We start from the raw sequence: 15,906 nt of genomic DNA, 5'->3' as shown, positions 1-15,906 counted from the left end.
TCATGAATTATGCGTTGGCTTATTCTCATTGTCGTATTCGCTGTAATGTATATTTACCTTAAAACAGATCATTCGATTGACGAAGTATTTGATTCGCGAATTCATTACAAAATTGGTCAAATTGATCCGCGTTTTCAACTTTCAGAACAAGAAATTATTGCTTTAAGTCAGCAAGCAACTCGTATTTGGGAAGATGGCACAGCAAAATCATGGTTCGTTTATGATCCGAAGGCAGGTTTAAGCTTAAATTTTATTTATGATGAACGCCAAGCAGAAACTCTTATTCGCTTAAATCAACTTGAACAAATCGAACAAACGCAACAAAGACATGCTGTTGAACAACGGCATCTCCAAGATCAACAAAAACAGTTAGATGATTCCTTACTCCATCTTCAACAACAGCAAGCTGATTTTCAGCAAAGACTGGATCAATACAATACGATGGTACAACAAATCAATCAAAATGGCGGTGCAACAGCAGAGCAACGTAGCGGATTAGAGCAATATAAACAAAACCTGCAACAGCAACAGCTCCAATTACAACAAGCAATTGATACTCATAATTTTAATGTTGAACATATCAATCAAAATGTAGATTCAGTGAATCAAATGCATCAACAAGTCAATCAACACATTGAAACCTACAATCAACGCTTTCATGGACGTTTATTTCACAAAGGCGAGTTTGATGGCAAACGGATTAATATTTATGAATTTGAGTCCAAACAGGACTTAGTTTTAACACTGGCGCATGAGTTTGGACATGCTTTAGGTCTAGCGCATAATCAAGATCCCAAAGCATTGATGTATCCTTTTTTAAAACAGCAAGATATGATGAATTTTAAATTACAACCTGCCGATATCCTCATGCTTCAGCAACGGTAGCGGTCGCCACACAAAACTTTTAAGCTGTTTACAACTTTGATCAATCAAATGTAACGCATACATCGAAATCCCTTCAATAAACATGCTATTGTGCTAGATGAGTCTAATGAATATGTAGTGGAGATCGACGTGAGTTACTATCATATCTTGATTGAAGTGAATGATCTAATCAGTACGATTGAGCAAACACGTGATATAGAAATCCTTGATATCATTGAGATTCAGCCTTATCTTCATTCCATTTTATTGCCTTATTTTAATGAACAGGAAATTGAACTTGAAGATGAAAATATCGAATTTAAGGATATTTTGCATTTGGAAGTGAAACAAACTTTATTGCCCATTGAACACTTGATTGAAGAAGAACAAAAATTACTGCCGAGCGACACTGATGTCACCATTACAGCTTATGAGATTTTTAATGATCGTGAACTGAGTCAGGATGTTACTACCGTCATCATGGACATTCTGGAAGCGGTTAAACTGGATCAATCTCCAATTGAATAACATCTATAACAGGCAAAAGAGGTCTACAACATGTAGACCTCATCAAATGAGCCTGTAAAAGATTATTGCATCATTTTTACTGCTTGCTGAGTACGAATCGCCCTTAAAATCTGCTGCCCTGCTCGTCCTGTTGGGTTTAATCCCAAACGGGTTTGTTCGTCACGAATCGCTTGGCGCGATTTATCACCAATTAAACCATCGACTTCACCAATATCATAACCGCGACTGACTAAATAACGCTGAATTTCACGGCGTTCAGCGCGTGATGTGCCCGGATCATCGGTCGGCCATGAAGTGACAAATGGGCCTGCTCCTTTTAAACGGTCAGACAAATGAGCAATCGCTAAACCATAACTTTCAGCGGCATTGTAACTATAGATGGCATCGAAGTTTTTAAACACTAAAAATGCGGGACCATTTGCACCCGCAGGTGTCATAAGACCCGCAGGCGTTGATAATGAAAGATTGCCCTGAACCAAGGCCGAGCCATCAATACGTGTCAAGCCTTGTTGTTGCCAACTGCTTAACGGCTTTTTATTACGTCGCCCTTCCCCACTAATCGACATATTGTCTGGAATCTTAACTTCAAATCCCCACGGCATGCCTGTTTGCCAACCTGCTTGTTTTAAGAAATTGGCTGTCGATGCCAATGCATCTGGCACACTGGAAACTAAATCACGGCGACCATCACCATCGAAGTCTACGGCTAATCGTTCATAGGTCGAAGGCATAAACTGAGTATGACCAAAAGCTCCTGCCCATGAACCTTTTAATTGATCTTCCCTGAGATCGCCCCGTTGTAAAATACGCATGGTGGCAAAAAATTCACCACGAAAATAGCTTTGGCGACGCCCTTCACAGCTTAGTGTTCCCAAAGCCTGTAATAACGGATATTTTCCAGAAATATCACCAAAATTACTTTCCACACCCCAAACCGCGACGATGGTTTCTGGTGGTACACCATAGGCCTGCGAAGCACGATTCAGCACATCGCGATATTGTGCCATTTTTTGCTGGCCAGCTTGCACTCGCTCATTATCGACCAAGCCCGAAAGATAATCCCAGATGGGTGTTGAAAATTCAGGTTGATAATTGAGTTTGTCAATTACAGAATAATCAGGACTTAAATTTTGAGTATAACGATCATAGGTGGCTGCACTCACCCCCGAAGCAATCGCTTGTGAACGTAAATTGGCAATACAGCCTTGAAAATTGCTCTGTGGCGAAAAACTACTAGATGCAGGCGTTGTCGTTGTTGCAGAAATCGTTGCACCATTTATCACGAGTTCAGCTTGAGCTTGGGCCGCCAGAAAAAAACAGGAAGAAAAAAATAAAGGTAAACGTCGCATTGTTATCATCACCATTTTTGAATTCAAATTTTGCTGTTACCTTAGCATTTAGATGACATGATGACAGATACGATTCGTAACTTTAAATTCATTTCCTCCATTTTAAATTCATTATCTACACAGAGTTTTAAATTTAAAATCATTCACCGTTTTATTTTTAAATTCAAATACAACCCTATGAGTTTGAAATCAAAAGCATATTGAGGATAGCGACTATTAAAACCTTAATTTTATTGATATAAAACAATTATTTATATAGAATTCAATGCATACGATATGTAGAGATCGTTTGAATTTAAATTTGCAGTACCTGGTTTTTTATCCACTTTAAATTCAAATAAAAGTCATACAGTATCTGTGGATAACCTCAGCTCTTCTTTTGAATTTAAAATAGCGAAATTAAAATAAGTCTGAGTTTAAATTCAAAAATACCATCCGTTTTTTAAATTCAAACTTAAGCAATGAGATCGAAGTGCAATTTGAATTCAAACTTTTAGTCGTTTATTTTCAAATTAAAGACAGGTTTTATCTGATCAAATCTTGTTAAAAAATAACCAAATTTAAGCGACTTGACCAGATGAATAAGATGAAAGGTCTGATCGAAATGCGGTCTAGCAAAAATAAACCACAAAAAAACGACCAGTATGCTGATCGTTTTTTGGGGCTAAAATTTAAAAATTACAGCGTCATATCGGCTTTTAAAGCCAATGGCTCAGGTAAAATTCGCGCTAATTGACGACATAATGCCAATAAATCTTCAGAATTGACAGGCATTAAGGTGATATGACCGAGTTTGCGACCTTCACGCTCTGTTTTATTGTACAGGTGTAAATGCACGCCATTTAAGGCCAAAACATCTTCAGTTTTTGGATGTTGTCCAATGATATTGACCATCACGGTTGGACGCACCACTTCAGTTGAACCCAATGGCAAACCTGCAACCGCACGAATATGATTTTCAAACTGGGAACATACTGCGCCTTCGATCGACCAATGGCCTGAGTTATGCACCCGCGGTGCCATTTCATTGGCAAATAAACCCTGCTCTGTCACGAACAGCTCAAGTGTCAGTACACCGACATAATTCAGATGATTCAGTAATCGCGTGATGTAATCTTGTGCCACAGGTTGTAAATCAGCACTGTTCGGTGCGGGGACAATCGAATGCGACAAAATACCATGATGATGGTGGTTTTCAGCCAAAGGCCAAGTTTTCACTTCACCGTTTTGTCCACGCACTGCAATAATGGAGACTTCACGCGAGAAAGTCACAAAACTTTCAGCAATTAAGGATTGTGCTGGCCCAAGTTCAGCCCACGCTTGCTCAATCTGATCAGCTTGACGCAAGACAAATTGTCCCTTGCCATCATAACCGCCGGTCGCCGTTTTCAGGACAATCGGTAAATCCAACTCAGACACAGCTTGTTTGAGTGAGTCCAGACTATCGACTGCTTTAAAAGGCGCAACTGGAATATCAAGCTGATTAAATAGAGTTTTTTCCGAGAGGCGATTTTGAGCAATTGCCAATGCCTGACGCGGTGGATAAATGGCTTTAGTTTGATTGAGGGCATCGACATCCTCAAGTGGGGTATTTTCAAACTCAAGACTAAATACATCTGCACTTTGAATAAAAGCACTTAAACCGTGTTCTGCCTGACTTGAAAAAATCGGTCCAAGCGCGGCAGCTGGACAATCTTGCTGGGCTTCAAAAAAAGTACATTGAATATTTAAAGGTAAAGCAGCCTGAGCCATCATACGACCCAATTGACCACCACCAAATATTCCGATGGTTTTATTCATATCTATTACTCTATTACTCAGACAAAGTCTTCGTCTTGCACTCGGACAAAGCCTTAAAGCGATGCTTTAAGTTTGCTTATCCTCATTGATGGCCGGGAATATTGTTAGTGGCGACTTTATCGGTTTGTGCCGCACGGAAATCAGCGACATTTTTGGCAATTTCAGCATTCTGTAACCCTAAAATCTGCGCTGCCATAATCGCGGCATTGGTCGCACCCGCAGGGCCAATCGCCAAAGTTCCCACCGCAATACCTGCTGGCATTTGTACAATTGAAAGTAAAGAATCGACACCATTTAAAATCGAAGATTTTACAGGCACACCCAGAACAGGCAAATCAGTTTTAGCCGCACACATACCCGGCAAATGTGCAGCACCACCAGCACCTGCAATAATCACCTGAATGCCGCGTTCACGTGCCGTTTCTGCATATTCAAATAAACGATCGGGTGTACGATGTGCTGAAACAACCTCAGCTTCAAAAGGCACACCCAGTTGTTTGAGCATATTGGCAGTGTGTTCTAGCGTTGCCCAATCCGATTGAGAACCCATAATAATTCCGACTAAGGGTTGAGCATCTTTCGCTGCGACCGCGTTCATTGGCATTTCCAAAGTATCAAAGATAAAAATAGAGATCTCGGCTTACACCAAGAAATAAAAGAGAATGGGCGGCATTATAGCGGTTTTTTTCAACAGCTCCAAAACTCTGCAACAATTTGAGTTGAATTGATCAAGTTTGATGCTATTACGGTATTTTCAGTAAGCTTAAACTCAACTCCATATCGAGTTACTTTCAAAATCAGCTTGAAGTTGCTGTAAGCATTTGCTGACAAAATTCTCAGAAAATGACGTCTAGGTCTGCTGTCTGTTTTGTCCTATGATGGTTTTATCAGGAACAGGAAAGTTCCAGAACAGAAAACAAAAATCATAAGTTCTCGCATCAGGATCGTGATGTAAGATAGGAGTTATACCTAAGCGCAAGATATAAAAAAGCTCGACAGGATGTCGGGCTTTTTTAATTTTAGAGGATGATAAACAACTTCCGTTACTCAATCACAATACGATTCTTATCCTGCTGAATAATTTTTAAAGAAGTGCCTTTAATCGCATCTTGAATGGCTTCACGAGGACTCAATTGACCTTGAACTGGTTGGGTGTGGATGACAGCTGTCTTGCTTAAGTCTGACTCAATAAAACAACCTGTCGCATGTGCAATCTGTTGTGCCGCTTCGTCAAAGCGGGTACTTGGAATCGAATAATTCAATTTTTGATCACATTTTCCTTGTGCCGTAGCCAAAGGAGAATGAACATTTTGTGTGGCACATGCCGTTAAAGCAAAAGGGAAAATTAAAGCCGTGATCAGCGTTTGGACTCTCATGGGTTTAAGCATTCAATTCTGAGTTGTCTACTATATTACAAATGAGATGAGCTAAGCCTCATCAGATAAACAGTAGACATTTGTTAAAAATCGAAGTGGAAATCTGTATGATTTATTGTCCCCGAAATACAAAATAAACGCATCCCATTAAACATAGCATGGCCCACAAATAATCCAATTTGAACGGTTGTTTGAATAAAAACAGCATGAAAGGCACAAACACGATCAGCGTTACCACTTCCTGCGTAATTTTCATTTCACCCAGCGTCCAGCCTTGTTGATCCAGATAGCGTGTGGCTGGAATCATAAAGCTGTATTCAAGCAACGCAATGATCCAGCCAAATAATATGGCTTGCCATAAAGGTGCATGATGTAAAAATTTTAAATGACCATACCATGCCATGGTCATAAAGCAATTTGAGATAATTAAGCACCCAAGAGCAATCAATGTTGGACTCAAATCAATATCCTTGATCAAAATAAACCGCGATCAGCATGAGAATCGTAAAATTTACTAGATTTCTTTTATAAGTCCTTTTTATTTCGTCCTTAGCAAGAAAAATAAAGAGGCTCTAAACCGTTATGAAAGAAATCTACTATAAAAACACGATTTCAAACATAACGCTTTTAGTAAAATTTGATCTTTATTCTTTCACCCAAAAGTAACAGCAAAACACCCGAATCGCATGATTTATGACTATCTTTTCCTGAGTAGCCTTGTTATCGTTGCTGTCAATTTGAATTGATATTTGACGTTGGCGTATATAAATAAAAGGCCAACTCAGGGCAGTGGAGTAGAAGAGTTATGCATCTGCATATTTTGGGTATTTGTGGCACTTTTATGGGTTCTTTGGCGCTTTTGGCGCGAGATTTAGGACACAAAGTCACAGGTTCAGATGCCAATGTCTATCCACCGATGTCGACCCAATTACAACAGGCAGGCATTGAACTGATGCAGGGTTATGACCGCAGTCATTTACAGCCTCATCCAGATCTGGTCATTGTCGGGAATGCCATGAAACGTGGCATTGATGCGGTTGAATATATGCTCAATGAAAGTCTGCCGTATATCTCTGGTCCACAGTTTCTGGCAGATCATGTTTTGCAAGGTAAACATGTATTGGGCGTTGCAGGGACACATGGTAAAACGACGACGACCACGATGTTAGCTTGGGTACTCGATCAGGCAGGTTTAAATCCAGGATTTTTAATTGGTGGCGTACCGCTTGGTTTTAGTGAAAGTGCACGTTTGGGTGGAGGTCAGTATTTTTGTGTCGAAGCAGATGAATATGACTCGGCTTTTTTTGATAAACGTTCAAAATTCGTTCACTACCATCCTAAGACGGCGATTTTAAATAATCTCGAATTTGACCACGCCGATATCTTTGATGATCTCGCCGCTATTCAAAAGCAATTTCATCATTTAGTTCGTACTATTCCCAGTGAAGGATGCATCATTGCACCGATTACGGAAAGCAATATTGATGAAGTCTTGGAGATGGGCTGCTGGACACCTGTGGTACGTACCAGTTTGAACAGTAATGCAGAGACCGCGCTCAGTGCACAGCAACTCAGTGCGGATGGCAGTCATTTTAAAGTACTCGAACATGGCATCGTCAAAGGTAAAGTACAATGGAATATGACTGGACAACACAGTGTGGCCAATGCTTTAGCCACCATTGCTGCGGCGCAACATGTCGGTGTCAGTATCGAACAGTCTTGTCAGGCGCTTTCCAATTTTGGCGGGGTTAAACGCCGTATGGAACTACTTGGAACCGTTCGCGGCATTGAAGTTTATGATGACTTTGCCCATCATCCCACCGCGATTGAAACCACTCTGGATGGTGCACGTAAACGCTTGGGTGAACGCAAACTTTGGGCGATTATTGAGCCACGCTCGAATACTATGCGTATGGGCAGCCACAAAGAAGGTCTGGCGCATTCAGCACGTTTGGCTGATGAGGTGATCTGGTATCAACCCGAAGGTCTGGATTGGGATTTACAACCTGTGGTCGATGCTGCAAGTAATCAGGCTCAAGTCAGTCGTTCACTGGATCAGATCATTACGCGCATTGTCAATGAAGCAGGTGAGGGTGATGCTGTGGTGATTATGTCAAATGGTGGTTTTGGCGGATTACATCAGAAGCTTTTAAAGGCGCTCAATTAACTCAAACTCGAAGATAACAACAATTGATCGGAAATGATTTTTTAAACTTGTTGTTGGTTTTCAAAAATGATAGATATAAAAAAGTGGATCTAGTCACTGCAAGACTAGATCACACTTGGATTGATTGTTGTCTTACTTGACTGTAACTGTAATTGAGCCTGTTTGTGCAGCACCGATCGCTGAAGTTTTAATGCTGTCAACTCGGTTGCCTAGCGCAATCGTATTGACTGTTGCATCAATGTTGCCTGAGTTATAGGCAACATTGGCTGCAGCATAATTACTGGCAGCACCATCGATATAAGAATTCAGTCCAGCTGCATAATCTGCATCAAATATGCCACCAGCAACAACACCAAAAGGTGGAACCACAACACCCGCAGCAACCAGTACACTTGAGCTGACACCTTCTTCTAAGACACTACTGGTCGTTGCCTGTTCTAGAGCAATATCACCTGTATTCACAGCACCAATGGCTGACGTTTCGACAGCACCTTGTACCCAGTTGAGTCCAGCCGCTGTATTGACAGAAGCATCCACATTACCTGTGTTTGCTGCAAGGTTTAAGGCAACACCATCAGATTTTTGAGCCAGCAATTGCAAAGTATTTGAAATGCCAGTATTGATGATAACGTTATTAGCAGCACTTGCGAAGGTCGTTACAGAAGAAGCCAATGCAAATGCGAGTACGATTTTCTGAGTTTTCATAATTTATATCCTTTTATAAGGTTTTATTCTGAGGTATTACTCGCTTAATACCTCTCAGAGCGTTTAATAGGAGCGAGCCTATTCGTAAAATTCTTTACTGTTAACTCGGATCTTGTACTATCCAATAATTCTCAGTAGTGTCAGGGTTTAGCCCAGCCACACTGACCTGTTTATCTTTCTTCTGATCCTGATCAGAAGTCGATGATTGATTTTTACTTGATGTTGTTTTTACCGATTCGACAGATTTAGGAATAATGGTTTTTTGATGCTGTAGACTGATGTATTTAACAATGTCTTCCTTGCTTGGTCCTGTGTCACCTTCAGGGTTTTGAATCAGTTCAGATTCTTTTTGCCGAGGAGGTAACGTATCTTTACTGGGCTGATTTATGTTTTTATTGCCATTAGTTTTTTGATTAACTCGCCCATCAGTAGGTACCACAACTGTCGTTGCAGTTTTTGATAGATCCTGATTAGCTGGCGACGATGTTAAAGGGTTCATTTTTAATTTATCTTGTTGATATTTATATAAAGCAACTGAGCTTCGAGTCAGATTTAAACTGCCGAATTCTTTTGGAATTTGAGCACGACAACTCTCATAGGTTGCAGGTGGTATCACTTGAGTCAGCAAATCAAATGTTGCGAAATTTAGCATTTGCCTTAAAGCAAAGTTTGTCGCTTCTCGTTCACCTTTACCCAATTGAATATTCAGTAAAGTATTGCCTGCAAAACGCCCGGCATTCACACCATAATCCTGAGCAGCAATTTGTTTTTGTAAAGAGACATTGGCAATCACTTTACTGGTGCGAGTATCGGTCAGTGCAAGATCCAAACCGACAATAATCCGTGTTTGGCTATATGAAGGTCCCACGCCGCCCACTTGAATATCAAAACCACCACCAGGAATAAAATCCAGACTATTGATACTGCCGGTTACGTAATAATCTGAACTTTGAATCTGACGAGCATCTCGAATTCCCCAACGGGCTTCACTTTCAATAATGCGTGGATCACGACGATTTAATAAGCTTACACCTGCCTGAAAAAGTGCGGATTGCACCATATCACCTGCGCCCTGTGTCACCATTTTGCCACTCCCACCATTGGTCACCACATCTTTACCTGTCTGATCCAGAATTGCCCCGACTGAAAAGTTGACATCATTTCTAAGTTGACCTTTTAAACAAGAGAGAGCCATATCAAAAGGAGTAAAAATATCGGTAATCGGTGGACCTTGTACCAAAGTTACAGGCTCTTTGTTCGAGACTGCGATACCTGTACAAGCTGTTAATACTTGACCTGTAATTGCAATGACTACAGTTGCTTTTATTTTGGTTAACCAATTTACATGAGGGAGAATTAACATGTGCTCGTTCCCCCATCTTTAGTACTTAAATTAATACATTGACTGCTATTTCCATTTTGGGGTGTCAAATGAATACCAGATTCAACTGTAGAATTAGTATTGTCTGCACCATTTGAAATATCTGTTATATTATTTGAACCATCGACATTAATATTATTGGTAGACGTATTCATTGCTCCTACAGAGTTGGTATATTGACCAATATTTGTTGTGGTTTCCTGACGATCAATATAAGTATTACTTGTAATAGAAGTTCGACCTAATCCTTCATAATAATCAGAATCTTCTAATTTAATTAAATTTGCTTGAGTAAAATTTGAATTAAATCGCGATTCTGAATAGGCCCAGCGTTTACTCCACTCATCAGATGTTGCATGGCTCATGGAACAAATTAAGAGCGTCAATGTCCCTAGCGCTATTATTTTAATTTTCATGTTAATTAACCTCCAATAAATATTAAAATTTATTAGGCTTATTTAGTTATGATGTTGATAAATGCCAACTTGATCACAATATATTTTATAATTATGAAATAATCCAGAGGATATTTAATAGTTCTCTAAATAACCAAAAATTTTATTTATGTGAAAAGTTTGATTTAAAAAAATATTGAATATCTGATAAATATTGACTTGCATGATAAAAAAACACCAACAAAACATATAAATTAAAAATACAAATATTTTGAATATTTAAAACTATGAAACTATTATTTTCGTTTTAGGTTCCAGTATTTTTAAGTTTAAATATTTAAATAAATTCTATTATATTTCATAAATTCATTTACTTAACGCATATGATGAACTAGTAAAAACAATGAAAAATAACTTTAAAAATAATGGTAACCAAAAGATATGTAATAATTTATTTCAGCATCATTATTAATGGTGATAGTTTTGAGTTTAACTAGCGATAATTTAAAATTAATTTCCTACATACGCTTTAGAATGTTTTTTTTAAATTCAGTTAAAATCATTTTCATTTTTAGAGTCTTGTGCTTGCATGTCATCATCGATTGATCAAAGCATCTTTTTCATAACTGATCCATAGCCAATAATAAAGTCCTATAAAATTGCTCATTTCAGTCTCGATATAATTTGCGCAACACAGACAAATATGCGATGCTATGCACAGATTTGGATGAAATCCAAAACCCAATTTAAGTAGACAAGGGGAGTAGCCTCCTCCAAACGCTTTAATTTAAAAAACTTTTAAACTAAAGCGTGTCAGTTATCGTCAATACACTTTGCAAAAAGTCGGTATCTGAGCATCAAAAAATGTTTTATTAATAATTTTTTGATGTAGGCAAGACCTTGATCATGTTGATACAGATGTTTTAATCATCTGGCAGCAGGTCAAGGTTTTTTTATGGCCGCTTGCCAGATATGGAGAGATTGATGGACTCTATCGGTAATATTTGGCTGTATCTGGTTTTCTTTGGCATTGTTTTTATCATGCTATTGATTGACTTCCTCGGCTTTAAGCAAAAAAAAGATCAAAGTGTTCCCATTAAACAAGCCCTCGCTTGGAGTATTGCATGGGTCACTGTAGCCATGCTCTTCGCAGGTGGGCTCTGGCTTTATCTGCAACAAACCGCAGGTCTTGCAATTGCTAACCAAAAAACCATGGAATATTTGGCAGGTTATCTGCTTGAAAAATCATTGGCAATTGATAATGTCTTTGTTTGGTTGATGATCTTTGCTGCTTTTGCCATTCCTCCTTCCTTACAACGTAAAATCCTGCTGTATGGTGTTTTAGGGGCAATTGTTTTAAGAACCATTTTTATTTTTATTGGTGCATGGTTTGTTCAAGAATTTTCGTGGATTTTATATATTTTCGGTGCGTTTCTGGTTTACACCGGGTTTAAATTCCTCAAAGGACAGGACGATGAACAGCCCAATATTGAAGATATGGCTTTGCTCAAATGGTTACGCAAACGTATGCGTATTACGCCAAGTTTTCATGGCGATCGTTTTTTTGTTCAACAACAAGGCGTACTCTGGGCAACCCCATTATTTATTGTCCTGATATTGGTGGAATTTTCTGACGTGATTTTTGCTGTGGATTCAATTCCTGCGATTTTTGCCGTAACCACCGATCCCTTTATTGTACTGACTGCAAACCTGATGGCAATTTTAGGCTTACGTGCCATGTTCTTTCTATTGGCAGGTACAGCCTCTAAAATGCATTATTTACCGTATGGCTTAGGTATTATCTTATTGTTTATCGGCTTTAAGATGTTAATGCTGGACGTATTCCATATGCCAATCTGGATTTCACTCAGCTTTATTGTGCTGGTTTTAGCCATCACCGCATGGTTATCCATCCGCTATAATAAGAAGCAAGCCCAGTTGTAATCTTTTATTCACTTCATTAAAACCCTTTCATTGCTGAATGAAAGGGTTTTTTTATTTTTCATATTCAACCAATTGTAGTTTGGGCCAACGTTCAAGCCAGCGTTTTTGCCTGACTCGATTTAAAAAAAGATCATGGCTGACCAAACGTGGATTCCAGCGCAGTTTTAACTCAAATAAATCGGTTAAGCCCAATGGAGCAATGATTTCAAGTTGATCATTTTGCCTTAGACGAATCGCAATTGCGGTCGCCGTTTCAGGCCATACAGAAATTGCGTCAGATAATGAGCAATAGGCAGCGATCTGTTCGCCATTCTCCTTTAAATACCATTGATGAACTGTAGCCTGATTGACCACATCCCAATCATTGTAAGGAAATTGTCTATGTAATGCCTGTTGAATGTGTTTTTCATATTCTTGATCTGAAGCAGGATCATAAAAAATCACATCAATTTCTGAACCTTCAATCTTATATTGATCATGATGCAGCTCAGACCACACCAATTGGCGAATCACTCCCGCACTGAGATAACAGTGCTCACTGATAGTGCGCAATGCTTTTAAATATTGAAAAAGTATAGTGTGATTAAAAACTAGAGATTTAATTTGATGCTCATAACACACTGAAATATTTTTAAATGTTGACATCATGCTCACTTAATTGAGTTTAATTTATACAACTTGGCAAGTTCTTTGCATCGGATTAAGAAAAAAACCGAGATTTTAAGGACTCAAGATTGAGTCCTTAAAATCTTTTATCCTGAATTGACTATAAGCCATGTTTTGATTTGCATATAAGGACTGCAATCACCCACAAATACGTTACAATCAACCGAAAAAATTACAAGTTGTAGGTTTCCTCAATGTTTTCTTCTGTTCAAATGACTGCGGTTCGTGGTCGATTTTTAGATATTCAATCTCTTGTTTCCCAATCAGAGCACATACCAGAACAGATTCGCTATCTTGAAGATGGGGTGCTCATCAGTGAAGATGGCAAAATTAAATGGTTGGGTACATGGCAAGATGCGCAGTCTCATCTTCCTCAGGATATCCAGATTCAACATTATCCAGAACAATTGATCGTTCCTGGATTTATCGATACGCATATTCATTATCCACAGACCGAAATGGTAGGTGCTTATGGTGAACAATTACTGAGTTGGCTCAATACGTATACGTTCCCGACCGAAATTCAGTTTCAAGACAAAGTATATGCGTCGAAAATTGCTGAATTTTTTGTTCAAGAGCTTTTAAAAAATGGTACCACCACCGCATTGGTATTTTGTACAGTACACCCTGAGTCGGTTGACGCCTTATTTGAAGCCGCAGAACGCATTCAGATGCGTCTGATTGCAGGTAAAGTACTGATGGATCGTCATGCACCTGATGCTTTATGTGACACAGCGCAAAGCGCCTATGACGACTCCAAGGCATTGATTGAAAAATGGCATGGCAAGGGCAGGGCACTGTATGCCATTACCCCACGTTTTGCACCGACCTCAACGCCTGAACAATTGGAAAAAGCAGGACAACTCAAGCAGGAATATCCTGATGTTTATGTACATACGCATTTAAGTGAAAACAAAGATGAAATTGCGTGGGTAAAATCACTCTATCCTGAACAAAAAGGCTATCTGGATGTCTATCATCATTATGGTTTAACTGGACAACGTTCCGTCTTTGCCCATTGCGTTCATCTTGAAGATGAAGAATGGGAGTGCATGCACCAAACCCATTCTGCAATTGCTTTTTGTCCGACCTCTAATTTATTTTTAGGAAGTGGTTTATTCCCTTTGAAAAAAACATGGGACAAACAGGTGAAGGTCGGTCTGGGTACAGATATTGGCGGTGGAACATCTTTTAGTTTGTTACAAACAGTCAATGAAGCCTATAAAATTCAACAGTTACAAGGTGATAAACTGTCGGCATATGAGGCGTTTTATCATGCCACTCTTGGTGGAGCCAAAGCCTTGGATTTAGATCAGAAACTCGGAAACTTTAACCTTGGCAAAGAAGCTGATTTTGTGGTGCTGGACTTAAAAGCCACTGAATTACAAGCTCTTCGTCAATCTCGATCAAAATCACTTGATGATGCACTGTTTGCATTATTTACCATGGGTGATGATCGTAATATTGAGGCAACCTATGTGTATGGACAATGCGCCTATCAAAAAAGCAAATAAACCAACATCTAAAGTCTGGTTAAAATGGGCAGTGCTTGCCAGTGTCTGTGCCTTACTCTTAAAACAAGATCAAACCAGCAAGAAAAGGCCTGAGTTACAGTTAAAAAACTGAGAAAAGATGCATCATCTGATTTTTTGTTTTAAAATTTGCAGATGAATTGAAGGTTTCAGGGTGTTGCAGGTCAACACCTTTTTTATTTTTAAACTTTTGCGTTTTAGGTATCTGCCCATGACCGTTGCAATGAGCGTGATGATCTCAACTGAAGAGATTCAGGCCAAAGTCAAACAACTCGGTGAACAAATCAATGCTCACTATGCCGATAATGCCAAAGATCTGGTACTCATTGGCTTATTACGTGGTTCATTTATTTTCATGGCAGATTTATGCCGAGCAATTGAAAAACCACATGAACTAGATTTTATGACGGTTTCTAGTTATGGGGGCAGCACTACCTCTAGCCGTGATGTCAAAATTTTAAAAGATTTAGATGGTGAAATTCGTGGTAAAGACGTGTTAGTGGTCGAAGACATCATTGATTCGGGCAATACCTTAAGTAAGGTACTTGAAATTTTACGTACCCGTGAACCGAACTCAATTGAATTGTGTACCTTGGTCAGTAAACCATCACGTCGCGAAATTGAACTTGAAGTCAAATTTTTAGGTTTTGAGGTTGAAGATAAGTTTATCGTCGGTTATGGATTGGACTACGACCAAAAATATCGCCATTTACCTTTTATTGGTGAAATCGGTTTATAAATAAAATGGCGCGTCTCGCGTCATTTTTTTGCTTTATTGACATGCACAAAAACGCTACATGATGTAGCAGTCCTTTACTATCCGCCTGATTTAAAACAGTTCAATATAATTCAACATACTTGTAAATTCAGAATAAGCACAACAAGGAGAATAGCTTATGTGGTCATTAATTGTTGCCATTGTGGTTGGTTTTATTGCAGGTTTAATCGCAAGAGCGATTCACCCCGGTGAAGATAAAGCAGGATTCATTGTTACGACATTACTGGGAATTGCTGGTTCTTTATTGGCGACTTACGGCGGGCGAGCGCTGGGCCTTTATCCCGAAAACTCGAGTGCTGGATTTATTGCATCTGTGATCGGGGCAATTATTATCTTGTTTATTTATAACTTGATCAGTAAGAAAACAGCTTAATTCGGGTGGCTTTATATTTTTCAATTCAAGCACTTAACTAAATTGCAA

At 39.1% G+C, this 15,906-nt stretch carries 16 protein-coding genes; 7 read left to right on the top strand and 9 right to left on the bottom strand.

Going from position 1 to position 15,906, the window contains the following annotated elements; all coding sequences use genetic code 11:
- Window positions 1-9: 9 nt before the first annotated feature.
- On the top strand, window positions 10-885 hold the full coding sequence (locus tag E0D95_RS10900; RefSeq protein WP_130803820.1) for a matrixin family metalloprotease: 876 nt from the start codon (window positions 10-12) through the stop codon (window positions 883-885).
- A gap of 117 nt (window positions 886-1,002) precedes the next feature.
- Window positions 1,003-1,392 (top strand): hypothetical protein, encoded by a 390-nt coding sequence (locus E0D95_RS10895; RefSeq protein ID WP_162897706.1) that lies wholly within the window; start codon window positions 1,003-1,005, stop codon window positions 1,390-1,392.
- A gap of 62 nt (window positions 1,393-1,454) precedes the next feature.
- Here E0D95_RS10895 and E0D95_RS10890 read toward each other — a convergent pair whose 3' ends face one another.
- From E0D95_RS10890 to E0D95_RS10870, 5 genes are all read right to left on the bottom strand, one after another.
- On the bottom strand, window positions 1,455-2,741 hold the full coding sequence (locus E0D95_RS10890; protein ID WP_130803818.1) for a lytic murein transglycosylase: 1,287 nt from the start codon (window positions 2,739-2,741) through the stop codon (window positions 1,455-1,457).
- Window positions 2,742-3,419: 678 nt separating this feature from the next.
- Window positions 3,420-4,541, bottom strand: a complete 1,122-nt coding sequence (locus E0D95_RS10885; protein ID WP_130803817.1) for a 5-(carboxyamino)imidazole ribonucleotide synthase — start codon at window positions 4,539-4,541, stop codon at window positions 3,420-3,422.
- An 82-nt stretch (window positions 4,542-4,623) separates the two neighbouring features.
- On the bottom strand, window positions 4,624-5,139 hold the full coding sequence (purE, locus tag E0D95_RS10880; protein WP_130803816.1) for a 5-(carboxyamino)imidazole ribonucleotide mutase: 516 nt from the start codon (window positions 5,137-5,139) through the stop codon (window positions 4,624-4,626).
- 445 nt (window positions 5,140-5,584) lie between these two features.
- Window positions 5,585-5,917 carry a hypothetical protein gene (locus tag E0D95_RS10875; RefSeq protein WP_130803815.1) on the bottom strand — a complete coding sequence of 111 codons (333 nt, stop codon included), beginning with the start codon at window positions 5,915-5,917 and terminating at the stop codon, window positions 5,585-5,587.
- Between the two features lie 112 nt (window positions 5,918-6,029).
- Window positions 6,030-6,392: a DMT family protein gene (locus tag E0D95_RS10870; RefSeq protein WP_130804892.1), complete on the bottom strand. Its 363-nt coding sequence runs from the start codon at window positions 6,390-6,392 to the stop codon at window positions 6,030-6,032.
- A gap of 330 nt (window positions 6,393-6,722) precedes the next feature.
- On the opposite strand from E0D95_RS10870, the gene mpl reads away from it, so the two are divergent.
- Window positions 6,723-8,084, top strand: a complete 1,362-nt coding sequence (mpl, locus tag E0D95_RS10865) for a UDP-N-acetylmuramate:L-alanyl-gamma-D-glutamyl-meso-diaminopimelate ligase (RefSeq protein WP_130803814.1) — start codon at window positions 6,723-6,725, stop codon at window positions 8,082-8,084.
- Window positions 8,085-8,216: 132 nt separating this feature from the next.
- Here the strand turns inward: mpl and E0D95_RS10860 are convergent, their stop codons facing one another.
- From E0D95_RS10860 to E0D95_RS10850, 3 genes are all read right to left on the bottom strand, one after another.
- Window positions 8,217-8,789, bottom strand: coding sequence for a hypothetical protein (locus tag E0D95_RS10860; protein WP_130803813.1), 573 nt, complete (start codon window positions 8,787-8,789; stop codon window positions 8,217-8,219).
- A 100-nt stretch (window positions 8,790-8,889) separates the two neighbouring features.
- On the bottom strand, window positions 8,890-10,152 hold the full coding sequence (locus E0D95_RS10855) for a CsgG/HfaB family protein (RefSeq protein WP_130803812.1): 1,263 nt from the start codon (window positions 10,150-10,152) through the stop codon (window positions 8,890-8,892).
- Window positions 10,146-10,586, bottom strand: a complete 441-nt coding sequence (locus E0D95_RS10850) for a hypothetical protein (RefSeq protein ID WP_130803811.1) — start codon at window positions 10,584-10,586, stop codon at window positions 10,146-10,148. Before E0D95_RS10850 ends, E0D95_RS10855 begins: the two co-directional genes overlap by 7 nt.
- A gap of 963 nt (window positions 10,587-11,549) precedes the next feature.
- Here E0D95_RS10850 and E0D95_RS10845 point away from each other — a divergent pair.
- A complete protein-coding gene (locus E0D95_RS10845; protein WP_130803810.1) occupies window positions 11,550-12,509 on the top strand; it encodes a TerC family protein in 960 nt (319 codons plus the stop codon).
- 51 nt (window positions 12,510-12,560) lie between these two features.
- Here E0D95_RS10845 and E0D95_RS10840 read toward each other — a convergent pair whose 3' ends face one another.
- The gene (locus tag E0D95_RS10840) at window positions 12,561-13,154 is read right to left on the bottom strand and encodes a nucleotidyltransferase family protein (protein WP_228258854.1); all 594 of its coding nucleotides are present in this window, start codon (window positions 13,152-13,154) and stop codon (window positions 12,561-12,563) included.
- A 215-nt stretch (window positions 13,155-13,369) separates the two neighbouring features.
- On the opposite strand from E0D95_RS10840, the gene guaD reads away from it, so the two are divergent.
- The 3 genes from guaD to E0D95_RS10825 all read left to right on the top strand — a co-directional run bounded on the left by guaD (window position 13,370) and on the right by E0D95_RS10825 (window position 15,858).
- The gene (guaD, locus tag E0D95_RS10835; protein ID WP_130803808.1) at window positions 13,370-14,689 is read left to right on the top strand and encodes a guanine deaminase; all 1,320 of its coding nucleotides are present in this window, start codon (window positions 13,370-13,372) and stop codon (window positions 14,687-14,689) included.
- Window positions 14,690-14,918: 229 nt separating this feature from the next.
- Window positions 14,919-15,446 carry a hypoxanthine phosphoribosyltransferase gene (gene hpt / locus E0D95_RS10830; protein ID WP_130803807.1) on the top strand — a complete coding sequence of 176 codons (528 nt, stop codon included), beginning with the start codon at window positions 14,919-14,921 and terminating at the stop codon, window positions 15,444-15,446.
- A gap of 157 nt (window positions 15,447-15,603) precedes the next feature.
- On the top strand, window positions 15,604-15,858 hold the full coding sequence (locus tag E0D95_RS10825) for a GlsB/YeaQ/YmgE family stress response membrane protein (RefSeq protein ID WP_130803806.1): 255 nt from the start codon (window positions 15,604-15,606) through the stop codon (window positions 15,856-15,858).
- The last annotated feature ends 48 nt before the right edge of the window (window positions 15,859-15,906 follow it).

Origin of the sequence: Acinetobacter ihumii (genome assembly GCF_900625095.1) — a bacterium.
Taxonomy (GTDB): Bacteria; Pseudomonadota; Gammaproteobacteria; order Pseudomonadales; family Moraxellaceae; genus Acinetobacter; species Acinetobacter ihumii.
This window is presented reverse-complemented; position numbering and strand designations above follow the sequence as displayed.